General features: G+C 32.8%; 11 protein-coding genes and 1 tRNA gene. 8 read left to right on the top strand and 4 right to left on the bottom strand.

Annotated elements, in window-relative coordinates; translation table 11 throughout:
- The first annotated feature begins 3 nt into the window (after positions 1-3).
- Positions 4-1047, top strand: a complete 1044-nt coding sequence (gene mgfK, locus JCM6256_RS01750) for a gluconeogenesis morphogenetic factor MgfK (RefSeq protein ID WP_025080119.1) — start codon at positions 4-6, stop codon at positions 1045-1047.
- Positions 1040-1975 carry a DNA-binding protein WhiA gene (gene whiA, locus JCM6256_RS01745; protein WP_025080118.1) on the top strand — a complete coding sequence of 312 codons (936 nt, stop codon included), beginning with the start codon at positions 1040-1042 and terminating at the stop codon, positions 1973-1975. The genes mgfK and whiA overlap by 8 nt, the downstream gene beginning before the upstream one ends.
- Positions 1976-2045: 70 nt before the next feature.
- On the opposite strand, the gene clpP is transcribed toward whiA, so the two are convergent.
- On the bottom strand, positions 2046-2630 hold the full coding sequence (clpP, locus tag JCM6256_RS01740) for an ATP-dependent Clp endopeptidase proteolytic subunit ClpP (RefSeq protein WP_005718663.1): 585 nt from the start codon (positions 2628-2630) through the stop codon (positions 2046-2048).
- Positions 2631-2800: 170 nt separating this feature from the next.
- Here clpP and JCM6256_RS01735 point away from each other — a divergent pair, with 170 nt between their 5' ends.
- Positions 2801-4423 (top strand): SH3-like domain-containing protein, encoded by a 1623-nt coding sequence (locus JCM6256_RS01735; protein ID WP_025080117.1) that lies wholly within the window; start codon positions 2801-2803, stop codon positions 4421-4423.
- Between the two features lie 24 nt (positions 4424-4447).
- Here the strand turns inward: JCM6256_RS01735 and JCM6256_RS01730 are convergent, their stop codons facing one another.
- Positions 4448-4900: a Fur family transcriptional regulator gene (locus JCM6256_RS01730; RefSeq protein WP_236694701.1), complete on the bottom strand. Its 453-nt coding sequence runs from the start codon at positions 4898-4900 to the stop codon at positions 4448-4450.
- A gap of 126 nt (positions 4901-5026) precedes the next feature.
- Entirely contained in the window at positions 5027-6460 is a 1434-nt protein-coding gene (locus JCM6256_RS01725; RefSeq protein ID WP_025080115.1) for an APC family permease, read from the bottom strand.
- Between the two features lie 138 nt (positions 6461-6598).
- On the opposite strand from JCM6256_RS01725, the gene JCM6256_RS01720 reads away from it, so the two are divergent.
- The 5 genes from JCM6256_RS01720 (at position 6599) to JCM6256_RS01695 (ending at position 13016) form a co-directional block, all read left to right on the top strand.
- Entirely contained in the window at positions 6599-8104 is a 1506-nt protein-coding gene (locus JCM6256_RS01720; RefSeq protein ID WP_025080114.1) for an LBA0864 family S-layer associated protein, read from the top strand.
- Between the two features lie 71 nt (positions 8105-8175).
- The gene (locus JCM6256_RS10730) at positions 8176-9678 is read left to right on the top strand and encodes a hypothetical protein (protein WP_025080113.1); all 1503 of its coding nucleotides are present in this window, start codon (positions 8176-8178) and stop codon (positions 9676-9678) included.
- A 101-nt stretch (positions 9679-9779) separates the two neighbouring features.
- Positions 9780-10190: a GtrA family protein gene (locus JCM6256_RS01710; RefSeq protein WP_155833140.1), complete on the top strand. Its 411-nt coding sequence runs from the start codon at positions 9780-9782 to the stop codon at positions 10188-10190.
- Positions 10191-10193: 3 nt separating this feature from the next.
- The gene (locus tag JCM6256_RS09405; protein ID WP_025080111.1) at positions 10194-11816 is read left to right on the top strand and encodes a putative glycosyltransferase family protein; all 1623 of its coding nucleotides are present in this window, start codon (positions 10194-10196) and stop codon (positions 11814-11816) included.
- Positions 11817-12086: 270 nt separating this feature from the next.
- Positions 12087-13016 carry a glycosyltransferase family 2 protein gene (locus JCM6256_RS01695; RefSeq protein WP_025080109.1) on the top strand — a complete coding sequence of 310 codons (930 nt, stop codon included), beginning with the start codon at positions 12087-12089 and terminating at the stop codon, positions 13014-13016.
- Positions 13017-13052: 36 nt separating this feature from the next.
- Here the strand turns inward: JCM6256_RS01695 and JCM6256_RS01690 are convergent.
- Positions 13053-13124, bottom strand: a tRNA-Arg gene (locus tag JCM6256_RS01690).
- Positions 13125-13183: the final 59 nt, after the last annotated feature.

Genomic DNA, 13183 nt, shown 5'->3' with positions numbered 1-13183 from the left:
AGTGTGACGTATGGAGAAACTAAAATGGTTCGTGTTATTAAGGGCAGACGACCCCGCGTTGTAGTTATTGGTGGCGGAACTGGGCTTCCCGTTGTACTTAATGCTCTTAAGGATCAAAATGCTGAAATTACTGCTATAGTTACTGTTTCCGATGATGGTGGTTCATCAGGTTCAATTAGAAACTTTATTAATGTTGTTCCCCCTGGTGATATTAGAAATGTATTAGTTTCATTAAGCGATATTCCTCAGGAAGAAAAAAATATTTTCCAATATCGTTTTGATTCTTCAGATTCATTTTTCTCGGGACATGCTATTGGTAATCTGATTATTGCAGCTTTGAATGAAATGCACGGCAATATTTTTGATGCAGTTCAATCACTTTCTAAGATGATGAATGTTGACGGACATGTTTTCCCAGCATCTAATGAGCCGCTGACTTTAAACGCTGAATTTGTTGATGGTACGACTGAATCTGGTGAAACGGAAATTACTTCTAAAGATAAGCGTATAAAACGTGTTTGGGTAACTGATACAGATGATGATGAAACTCCTAAAGCTGTTTTGCCTGTTTTAGCTGCAATTATGCAAGCTGATGCCGTAGTTCTTGGGCCAGGAAGCTTGTTCACCTCAATTTTACCTAACCTAATGATTTCTAATTTAGGTGAAGCCGTTCGTGAAACTAAGGCCGAAGTAATTTATATCTGCAATATTATGACTCAACGTGGGGAAACTGATCACTTTAGTGATGCGGATCATGTTCGTGTGATTAATGATCATTTAGGTGGCCATTATATTAATACTGCACTTGTTAATGGCGCTAAAATCGATATGGATAAATTCCATCCTGAAGACTATGATGAGTATTTAGAGCCAGTGCGTAATGATTTTAAAGGTTTACGTGAACAAGACTGCCGCGTAATTACGGATGATTTTATTGATCAACGCCACGGTTTAGTATTTCATGATGGTGAAAAAGTTGGTGAAGAAATTATCAATCTAGCTTTTGAAGCAATGTCACGTAAGAGAATGGATGAAGATAATGGCTAGTTATGCTAGTGATGTTAAAAAGGAGTTAACTTCGCTTCCTGTGCACCCAGAACATGCAAAAGCAGAGTTAGCTGCTTTTTTGCGTATGAACGGTGTTTTAAATTTGCACGATCATCAATTTAGTTTGGATATTACAACGGAAAATCCAGCAATTGCAAGAAGAGTTTTTAAGTTAATTAAGGTAGCTTTTGGTGTTGAACCATTATTAATTGTTTCTCGTAAAATGAAGCTAAAAAAGAATAATCAATATTTAGTACGTCTTCAGCAAAAAGTGCAAGAAATAATGGAAAATCTTCAAATTTGGGATCCAGAAAAAGGTTTAATTACCCGAATTCCTAAAAAAATTATGGACTCACGAGAAGGGGCTATGTCATATTTACGTGGTGCCTTTTTGGCTGGTGGAAGTGTAAATAATCCTGAAACAAGTCGATATCATTTAGAAATTTATTCAACTTATGAAGATCATAATGAAGATTTGCGAGATTTAATGAATAAATATTTTTATTTAAATGCGAGGGTAACTAAACGTCGGAGTGGCTATATTGCCTATTTGAAAGAAGCAGCAAAAATTGGCGACTTTTTACATATTGTGGGTGCTTTAAATGCGATGCTTTCATTTGAAGATTTGCGTATTATGCGGGATATGCGTAATTCCGTAAATCGTTTAGTTAATTGTGATACGGCTAACATGAAAAAGACAGCTTCTGCAGCGGCCAAGCAAGTTGAAGACATTCAATTGATTGAGGAAGAAAAAGGTTTGGATACTTTACCCGAAAAATTGCAAAGCTTAGCACGTTTTCGTTTGCAACATCCGGAACTTTCCCTAAAGGAATTGGCTGCTCAAATTCCTGATGGTCCCATTTCTAAATCGGGAGTTAATCACCGCTTAAAAAAAATACGTGAAATAGCAAATAATTTGAGAGAATGAAAAAAGGTTTTACTACTTTTTGTAGTAAAACCTTTTTATATGTATATCTTTTATGCTTATTGATTAATTATTACTTTTTCTTGTTGACCATAATTTCGTCGATCAAACCATATTCTTTAGCTTCTTCAGCAGTTAAGTAATTGTCACGTTCGGTATCCTTTTGAATCTTTTCCAAAGGTTGACCAGTAGTTTCGTGCAAAATTTCGTTGATCTTCTTGCGGCTCTTTAAGATTTCGTTAGCTGCAATTTGAATGTCGGTTTGTTGACCTTGAGCACCACCTAAAGGTTGGTGAATTAATACAGTTGAGTTAGGAAGTGCGAAACGCTTACCCTTAGTACCGCTAGTCAAAAGAATTGAGGCCATTGAAGCAGCCATACCAATTGCAATAGTAGATACATCTGATTTAATAAAGTTCATAGTATCCATAATTGCAAGACCAGAAGTAATAACGCCACCTGGTGAGTTAATATAAAGAGAAATGTCCTTGGTGTTGTCTTGTGCATCAAGGAATAATAATTGGGCGATAATTGAGTTGGCCATTTGGTCATTGATTTCGCCACTAAGCATAATGATTCTGTCTTTTAATAAACGTGAGTAAATGTCATAAGCGCGTTCACCACGTGCTGTTTGTTCAATAACTGTAGGTACAAGCATGTATTTGCCTCCTATAAATATTTAATTAGCACTCTTATAAGTACAGTGCTAATTAAATCACTTACTTTTGTTCATGTCAAACAAAGTGTATTAATTTTGTATTTTTTGTTACACTACTTTTATATTACAATATAAAAGTAGTAATTTATTGTATTTATGGGGGATATAATTTGAATTATAAAAAATTATTGACAGTCACTTCAGCTGTAACACTCAGTTTTGGATTGTTAGCAGGATATTCAAACTCTGTTTCTGCTAAAGATTCAGATAAAGACAGTGATAAGACAACTATTAGTAAGGATACTAATGTAACTGAGAAAAAGTCTACTCCAGCACAAGTAACTACTAGTTATGATTTAATGACAAAAGTAGCCGGAAGCAAAAATTACAAGGTATGGAAAACAGTTAGTGGCGGGAAAGTTTATACTAAGGTTGCTGATGGTATTAATTTCCGTTATAACCATATTCAATCAAATCAAAGTATTAAAACTAAGAAGTATACTTATTGGTTGATTTATGTTGATGGTCGTCGTGTTGGTTGGGTCAATGAAAATTATTTCTCAAGAAATGATATTGCAGTTCCTAAGACTGTTTCTCTTGTAAATAATGAAAATGCGCTTTTTGATACAAGAAATGCTATTAGTTATGCAACTGATGATACAGGAACCGTTGTTGATAATAATGAAGTTAAAGTTTCAAGAGATAGTGTAAACTGTACTGATCCTAAGACTTATACAATTAAATATACTTATGGTAAAGCCAAAGCTTCTACTAAGGTAACTGTAAGAAAGTCTACTTCTGAAGGTATTGGTGATGCTGATGCTGTAACGCCAAAAGAAGGAACTAATAAACTTAAGAGTCCAAATAGTCACTATGGTTCTTCACTTAATTACATTAATCCTAAAGAATTTACTCCTGAAAAGAAGACTCACTCTTGGACTAGTGGTGATATGACTTTAAGTACTCGTCTTTTCCAACCTGTTTTGCTTAGCGTAAAGACTGATACAAACAATGATGGTAATATTAACCGTGTTGGTCATATTCCAGAAGGTTTGACTGTTTCAAATGGTTGGGCATATACAAGTTTGCTCAGTCATACCAATTTGATTCAAGGTCACATTGTTGGTTATAATTTGGATAAGTTGACTAATCCATATAACGCACAAAAATTACTTACTATGAGCCAATCTAAGTTTAATTCTTACGTTAAAAACATTAAAGTAAGTCCATACATTCCAATTGGTCATGGTCAGGCAATGGGCTCAACTAAAAAATATGTATATGTTTTAGTTAACGATAATACTGAAAAAGATAGTAACGATTCAGAAGAATTAATTCAAATTCGTAAGAGTGATATGCTCATTAATAAGATTTGGACCGTTAAATGCTGGAATGGCGATGAAAATTCACCACGTTACTTTAAGAATGCGGTAATTACTAGTGATCATCAAATGTATGGTCTTTATTATGATAAGATTAATGACCGTTATGAATATTGGTCATTGACTCGTACTGGTGATAACTGGAATACAAGTTTAGTTGGGGCTACAAAAGGTACTTTTGTAGATAATGATTCACCAATTCAAGGTTTTACTTATGATACTAAGCACAAGAATTTCTATCTTGGTTTTAATGATTTAATTGTTAAGGTAGGTCGTACTGGTGAGTTGAAGAAGTCATACACATTTTCAACTGGACGTGAACTTGAAGGTATTTCAGTGAGCGATCAATACTTGTACGCTAACTTAGCACAACGTGCTGAATTACTCAAAAGTAAAAGTAAAATTAATTGATTCTATTAACAAAAAAGCGAGATATTACATCTCGCTTTTTTTTGTATTTAGTTTTTGTTGACATTCGGGGCAGAGACCATAAATTTCAAGATGACTTGAAGAAGCTATGAAGCCAGTTTGTTTTTCAGATTCTGAACGCATTTTATTTTCAATTTGATCAAAATCTGGATAAAATACATCAGCAATTTTGCCACAATTTTTACAAATTATATGAAAATGAGGCTTTATAAAATAATCATAATGACTAGAATTACTACCATTTTTTATCTCAATAGCAATACCAACAGAAATTAATGAATTTAAAGTATTATAAATAGTTGCCTTGTTTAATTGACCATGATCGGTTAGATCTTTATAAATAGTATCGACTGTTGGATGATTATTATGATTCATGAGATAATTTAAGATTTTAAGTCGAGGTTTAGTAGCTTTTAAATTTCTTTCATGAAGGAGTTCTTCTGCTGTCTCTTTAATCAATCCATTTGCCTCCATATGGTTTTTTTCTTCAATATTAAGTGTATCATGAAATATTAAGATTATTAGTAGAAATACCCCAAACAAAAAAAGCACCGATTGGTGCTTTTTCTTATATAAATTATTTTGTTAGGCTAAATTATTTTCTTGATGTTTCTTAATAGCTGGCAAAATTAAACCTAAAGCTACTAAAACAATTGGCGTAATAATATTCAAGAATAATGTGAATGGATCTGGTGAGTAAATACCGAAGATACAACATGCGGCGGTAACTACGAAACACCAGACACCTGCAGTGTAAGCTAAACCTTGATGCTTAGTCATTTGGTATGTCGTTTCAAATTTTTGTTGGTGTTTTCTCAAAGCGATGTAAGCTGCGAATACCCAAAGGTAACGAAGTGGCATGGTAGTTGAATTTAACTTAACCAATTGTGCCATAACAGCTTGAGCATCAGGAAGCAAGGCTTGAGCGGCAATTAAACCACCGGAAAGGATAACAATCATCCAAATACCATTAATGTATGCACCATGCTTGTTAAGCTTAAGTAAGCCTTTAGGAATAAAGTTTTTAGCTTCTTTACTACCAAGTAACATTCTAAGCGGTGCGTCAATACTGATAACAAGAGTAGAGAATTGACCAATTACATTACACCATGAATAAATGTACATGAATAAACCGCCAACATGGTAGTATTCACCTAATTTTTGGAATGCCATGTAAGCACCGTTGGAAATGTATTCGTTTAAGTTGTTGTTAACAACTTTAGGATTAAACATCATTGCCATGGCAAAGGTACCAAGAATTGCAGATACCATAACCATAATTGCTAAAGCCATCATTGCTTTAGGGAAGTTCTTTGATGGATCCTTAACCTTGTTAACATATGGTGAGATTTTTTCACATCCACCAACAGCAAATACTAAAATTGAAAGTGAGGTTAAATATTTAACATTGAAAGTTGGCATTAAGCTCTTCCAGTTAAAATTGATAGAGTAGTAGCTAGCATGTGGATTTAATGCTGGAGCTGCGAACATCATGATAATGAATAAAATAGACATTACAAACATTGAAGTACCGGCAACAGTAGCCAATCCCTTCAAAACAGGAATACCACGGCTAGCAACCCAACAGAAGAATAAAAATACAACTAGAGTTGCAAGCTGAGTTGAAGCAGTTGGTAAGCTATCGTACCAATAGGTATTTCCGAAAATCCCCCAAGCCATAGCTCTCAAGCCGCCTGTACCTTTACTTGAAATATATACAATATGGCAAGCCCAATAAGTCCATCCAGCATAATATGCCCATTTGGCGCCCATTGTAGCATTTACCCAAGATGAAACCCCACCTTCAGAATTTTTGAAAGTAGCGCCAAGTTCCCCGACCATTAAAGCATAAGGAACAAAGTACAGGAGGAACATAATTATCCAACTGAAGATAACTTTTGTTCCGTCGAAGTAGACATAACCGTTAACAACGTTACCGAATCCCCAAACAGTGGAGAAGGCCATCATTGCTAGAGTCGTCCACATCATTTTTTTAGGATTATTTTGCGATTCAACCATAAATTTCTCCCTATTACTAATATAATTGTGAACTTTTTAATTATATAACAGATAGGAGTTATTTGGGTGAAGGTTAATAAAACTCTCATAAAAATGTATTTCCATAATTAAGAATTGTGGTAAAATAACTTTGTTTTTATGGGAGGTATAAAAATGAATGTTAAGAAAAGAGTAACCTGTGCATTAGCAGTCAGCGCTTTATTTTGTAGTAGCGCCATTTTATTTAATAGTAATCATGTTTCTGCAAAGAGTTATAGTAAGGCTGTAACTAAGATTGCTGGAAATGGTAATTATGCAATTTATCATCGCGTTTCTAAGAATGGTCCATCTGGAAAGTTTACTTCAACCAAGTATTTTAAGCATGGACAAATTCAATCTAAGAAATATATTTCTACTAAAAAGGGAAATTTCTGGGAAATTATTGTTGATGGACGCAATGTAGGTTGGGTAAGTCAAAACTTTTTTGCTAGAAATCAAATTTCTGTAGCTAAAGAAGTTTCTTTAGTAAAGAATTCAGATTATTCATTCCCAACTAGGGATGCTATTAATTATGTTACTGATAGTCAAGGAACAGCTGTAAATCCTGATAAGGTTAATGTTTCTCAATCAGGTGTAAGTACTAAGTCTGCAACTGTAAATTATAGTTATGGTAAAGCAAAAGCTAGTGTAGATATTACAGTTCATGATGGTGATGATGCAGATGCAGATAAAACACCACAAAAAGGTTTTAAGACTGTAAGTACTTGGAAGGGTAGTTCAAAAGGTTCATCTCGTAATTGGAACAGAGCTCATGGATATCGTTCAGAAACTCGAGGCAATGTCTTTAAATCAAATGGCTTAACTTTAAGAACCAGATTATTCCAACCACGCTTTGTAAGTTTAGGCTATGGTCAGGCTGCTGATCGTATGGGTCAAGTTGGTGTCATTCCAGAAGGTATTACTGTTAATAACGGAATTTTCACTACTTCAATGTTTACAAGCAGTTCAGATAATCATGGTCACTTGGTTTCTTATAATTTAAATGCAATTAAAAGTAAAACTGCAGCTCAAAATTTGACTACAATGAGTTGGAATACTTTTAAATCATATGCTCAAAATATTAAAGTGAGTCCATATATTAAATTGGGACATGGTCAATCACTTGGATCATCAAGTTCTTATATTTATGTAATGGCTAATGATAACAAGTATAATAATGGTCCTAAATCTGAAGAAATCTTCCAAATTCGTAAGAGTGATATGAAGATTAATAAGATTTGGACTTTTAGAATTGCTTCTAACCGTTACATTCATAATGCAACATTTGTTGGTGATGGTACCATGTATGCTTTATTCCACAATGGTGGTAATAATTATTATGAATATTGGAAGTTAACTCTTGATGGAGATAACTGGGATGCAGAAGAAGTTGGTGCAACCAATGGTAATTTTGTATCAAATTCACCAGTTCAAGGCTTCGCTTATGGCAATGGTCGTTTCTTCATTGGATTTAATGATAATATTTTCCAAGTTTCAGAAAACGGTAAGGCTCAAAAGCATTATCACTTTAATGCTCGTCGCGAAATCGAAGGGTTATCTGCAACTGGATCAAAACTTTATGTTCAATTTGCACAACGTGCAGAATTAACACAGGGAAATATTTAGTTCAATAAATTTTTATATTGTATGTTATAAAAGTTGTCTTTTTTAAGACAACTTTTTGATTGGTTGAATAAATGAAGAATAAAAAAGTCGGATTTGTTTTTCTATCGTTTTTAACTATTGTTTTTTTATTTTGCTATTCTAAGAAAACATATGCAAAAAGCTATTCTGATTATCAGACTAAAATTGTTAATAATCATAAATTTAATATTTATCGCTTTTTGACTAAAAGTGGGCCCAAAAGTGTAATGAGCAATACAAAAACATTACACTATGGTAATTATCAATCCAAATTAATGCGTAAAAATCATCATCAACGATATTGGTATGTATTGATTGATGGACATAATGCTGGATGGGTTAATGAAAAGGCATTTCAACGAAATAAAATTTCCGTAGCTAAAAATGTTAGCTTAGTTTATAACCCGGTTTATAATTTTCCAGTTCGAGATGCTATCAATTATGTTACAGATAAACATGGGACTTCTGTGAGTGCTAACAAAGTTAAGGCTTCGCAATTATCGGTATCATCTAAGGATATTGGTGAGCATAATATTAAATATTCTTACGATAAAGCCCACGCATATTCAACCGTTGTGGTTAGAAAAGATCAAAATGAAGGGATAGTTAAGCCAAAAATAAAAGCTCAACCGGGTAAAAGTACATCAACTTGGAAGCATCATTTTAAGAGTTCTGGAAATTGGGGTAAAAGTTATGCTCCCGAAACTAAATCACATGTTTTAATAAGCGGAGGATTAAAACTTAGAACTGTTTTTTATCAACCAGCAACTTTAAGTCAAGGAAACACATTACGAGGTACTGTTGGTCCAACACCTGAAGGGATGACTATTTCAAATGGCCGAGTATATATATCAATGTATTTGGATCCTAATTTGCAACATGCAAAGGTTGTTTCGTATAAATTAAATAAAGTTCCTAATAAATATGATTTACAAAAGTTACCATGGCTTCCTTGGAATAAATTTGTTAGTTTTGCAAAGTATATTAAGGTTAGTCCTTTAATCAAAATGGGACATGGACAGAGTTTAAGCTCTACTAAGAAGTACTTATATGTAATTGCTAATGATCATTTGCTTAAAAATAGTTTTAATTCTGAGGAAATAATCCAAATTAAAAAGAGTAATTTACAAATCAAAAAAATTTGGACTTTTAGGATTTGGAACATAAGTAAAAAATACAGCTATTACATTCATAATGCTGTTTTTGTAAATGATCATGAATTCTATGCAGTTTTCCATAATTCTACCAGACATAAATTTCAATATTGGAGAGTTGTGCGTCATGGTAATAAATGGATACCTAAAGAGGTGGGAGTTACACAGGGAGAATTTATGAAAAATAATTCACCAGTTCAAGGCTTTACCTATAACACAAGTAATCAACAGTTTTATTTAGCATTTAACGATTATATTTTTAGAATTGCTAGAAATGGTCGTTTGTTAAATACAAGTCATTTCCATACGGGAAGAGAATTTGAGGGAATAAGTATAGATAAAAACAAATTATATGCAGAGTTAGCTGAGCGACCAGAATTAATGGCAAGTTTAATCAAATGACAAAAAGCACTTCAAGTGAAGTGCTTTTTGTCATTTGATTTATTCAATTCTTTACTCTAATATTATTACGTTAACCCATAACGTAATAAGGAATGCAGATAATGATAGAAAGAATTCATAATTTAATTAAAAGTGAAAGTTTTATTCAATTGGTGAAGTATGGACTAATTGGAATTTTAGGATTAATAGTTGATTTTGGTATTTATGCCCTATTGACTATCTGGCTTAAAATGAATCCAGAAATTGCTAATTTTATTTCATCTAGTTGTGGTTTGATTAATAACTTTTTTTGGAATAGCTTTACTAATTTTAAGGTTCATGATCATTTGTTTAAAAGGTTTATTGAATATTATATTGTGGGTCAAATTACAACTTTGTTTACAACAATTTGCTTGTTTGTCTTTGTAAATTTATTGCATCAAGACAAGATAATTGTCAAAGTAATTGCAACTATAATTGCAACCTTGCTTCAGTTTGGTGTGAATAAGGCAGTAACTTTCAAAAAGGAATAAAAATTGAATAAAATAAGAAGTACTAATTGGCAAAATTGTTTAAAAAATTGTTGGCCATTTATTGTAATACTTTTAATGACATATTTATTAGCTGCGATTCAACTTCGTAATGGCGGAACCATTTTAGATATTGATACGATTTTTCACTATAATCGTTTTTTTGATGCTAGTGAACAACTTCGTACAGGCAATTTTTCGTATTTTCAAACTAATTTTGCGTTTAATCAAAGTGGTAGAGTTGTTAATGCAGTATATGGACCATTATTTGCTTATTTCAATGGCCTATTAATATTAATTTTTGGCACTTGGTATAATTATCAAATTGCAACATATTTTATTATTTGTATGTCTGCAGGAACGGGGATGTATTTATTAGCGCGTAAAGCAAATATTAATAAATATATGTCGACTGCTTTAGCAATTTTATATTTAAATATAGGTACTATTCAGGCATGGTTTGATCATTCTAATTTGGCCGCATGGGGTGGTGTCTTCGCACCTTTTATTTTGATTGAGGGAATAAATATGGTTCAAAACCATAAATCTCCTCTACGTTGGATACGCCTGATGCTTGTAATGAGTTTAGTTGCGCAGACACATATTCTTAGCACATTGATTTTGACTTTAGCTTTGATTCCATTTTGGTTTGCCGGATATTTTAAAGCGATTGATCGTAAAAAGATGATTATCGATCTCCTTAAAGCGATTGTAGGTACAATAGTTTTATCTGCAAATGTTTGGGGTGCGATTTTAGTTATTTATCAAAATCATATTGCTCCGACTTTAAGTCATAATTTGGCAAATAATGCTTTGAAAATTAGTGGCTATGGAAGCTTGCGGGATGATATTCTTGCTAGTTTGCTTTTCATTTTTATAATTCAGATCATTTATGTATTGTTAAATTATAAAAAAATGCCTCTTAATTTGTTTGTCACGATCGAGGGTGGCATATTTTTATTTCTTTCAAGTAAATTGATGCCATGGGATTTTTTACAAAGTAAGGTGAAATTTTTAACGTCTTATTTGCAATTCCCGCATCGTTTTTTACTAGTTGCATATCCATTATTGCTATTAGGAATTGGACTTTCTATGAATAGCTTGAATCTATTGAAGAATAATATCTTTTATAAAATAGCGTGGGTAGCAGTAGGAGTTGTAATTTTAGAAAGTTTTGGATCTAATTATTCTCGAATTACACAACGCTCAACTTTTAATCGTGCGGAAGTATATCGAGCAAATTCATCTAAATATTATTCAACCAAAAATATGTATGATAAGTATCGTTATACTGAGAGCATAAATGATATGCCGGATGATTATTTAGTATCAGGTTTTTCTAAAGATGATAAAAGTAAATTATATGTTCAAGTACCGGCTCGTGGTATTTACTATAAGAATACTGGTGATATTAAGAAAATTAATCAAATTCTTCATGATAAAAATAAAAAGAAACAATTATTGGATTTAATTATTAAAATAAATCCAGATTATTTGCCAATATATCATGGTAAAAAATATGGATCAGAGGTTGATTATTACTATATAAATAATGTAATCAAACCTGAGCAAAGCGGAAAATTTAAATATAGGGTCCTAAGGTGGGTCTTTAAAGCTCACTTGGGATAGTTCTAAAGATGAAGAAATTTCTTTACCCTTGGTAATGTATAAACAATCTAGCTTGACTTTTAATGATAAAAAAATATCTGATCCAAAATTAGGAAATATTGGCACGCCTGTTGTTAAGCAAAGAGTAGGAAAAAATACTGCTGTATTAAAATTTATTACCCCGGTGTGGTTTAAGCTATTAAGTGTAACATCGATGTTAGCTTGGATTATAATGTGTATCTATATTGTTAAATATTTATGTAGGTATAGAAAAAGATTAAGAAGGATATAATGAAGAAATTATCAATCGTGGTTCCATGTTATAACGAAGAAGAAAGTGTACCACTATTTTATCCAGCTGTTGAAAAAGTGGTTAAAGAAATGGATGTAAGTATTGAGTATTGGTTTGTTAATGATGGATCTGAAGATAATACTTTAAATGAATTGCGGAAATTGCATGCCAATCATCCGCAAGAAGTTCATTATGTTTCTTTTTCACGTAACTTTGGCAAAGAGTCTGCTCTTTATGCTGGGTTACAGGCAGCGACAGGCGATTATGTAGTTGATATGGATGTCGATTTGCAAGATCCTCCGGAATTTTTGCCACAGATGTATAAATTGCTACAAACTGGAGAATGGGATTGTATTGGGACTAGGAGAGTTGATCGAACTGGTGAAGCGAAAATTAAATCGTTTTTAAGCGATATGTTCTATAAATTTATAAATAGAATTTCGAATACCAGAATTGTCCCTGGAGCTCGTGATTATAGAATGATGACGAGACAAATGGTTGATGCGGTTTTGTCAATGCGAGAATACAGCAGATTTTCAAAAGGAATTTTTTCTTGGGTTGGTTTTAGAACTAAGTATCTTGATTATCATAATATTGAAAGAGTTGCAGGAGAAAGTGATTGGAATACTTGGAAATTATTTAAATATGCTTTTGATGGAATTGCGGATTTTTCCCAAGCTCCATTAAATATTGCCGTTTGGATAGGAAGTACCTCAGCATTTATCGCCATTATAGGATTTATTGCTGTTATAATTAGACACGCACTTAATCCGGATGCGGCAGTATTTGGTTGGGCTTCATTAGTAAGTATCATTTTGCTTATTGGTGGTTTGCAACTACTATGTATAGGTATTATTGGTAGATATATTGGGAAAATTTTCTTACAAGTAAAGCAAAGGCCAATTTATATTATTCAAGAAAAAAAGTAAAAAGGTTGTCACTTAATGTGACAACCTTTTTTAATATGGACCCCCTGGGAGTCGAACCCAGATTTTAAGAACCGGAATCTTACGTGCGATCCATTACACTAAGGGTCCGTATAGACACTCTAATTATAGCAAAAAATATTATGAAATAAAAACCTTTTCACTTCGGT

This window comes from Lactobacillus hamsteri DSM 5661 = JCM 6256 (genome assembly GCF_000615445.1).
GTDB lineage: Bacteria > Bacillota > Bacilli > Lactobacillales > Lactobacillaceae > Lactobacillus > Lactobacillus hamsteri.
The sequence above is the reverse complement of the archived record's forward strand: the minus strand, read 5'-3'. Positions and strand labels throughout refer to the sequence as shown.

Coding starts and splice junctions, on each gene's coding strand:
- whiA (WP_025080118.1), top strand. CDS start 1,040: ATGGCTAGTTATGCTAGTGATGTTAAAAAGGAGTTAACTTCGCTTCCT.
- clpP (WP_005718663.1), bottom strand. CDS start 2,630: ATGCTTGTACCTACAGTTATTGAACAAACAGCACGTGGTGAACGCGCT.
- JCM6256_RS01725 (WP_025080115.1), bottom strand. CDS start 6,460: ATGGTTGAATCGCAAAATAATCCTAAAAAAATGATGTGGACGACTCTA.
- JCM6256_RS01720 (WP_025080114.1), top strand. CDS start 6,599: ATGGGAGGTATAAAAATGAATGTTAAGAAAAGAGTAACCTGTGCATTA.
- JCM6256_RS10730 (WP_025080113.1), top strand. CDS start 8,176: ATGAAGAATAAAAAAGTCGGATTTGTTTTTCTATCGTTTTTAACTATT.
- JCM6256_RS01710 (WP_155833140.1), top strand. CDS start 9,780: ATGATAGAAAGAATTCATAATTTAATTAAAAGTGAAAGTTTTATTCAA.
- JCM6256_RS01695 (WP_025080109.1), top strand. CDS start 12,087: ATGAAGAAATTATCAATCGTGGTTCCATGTTATAACGAAGAAGAAAGT.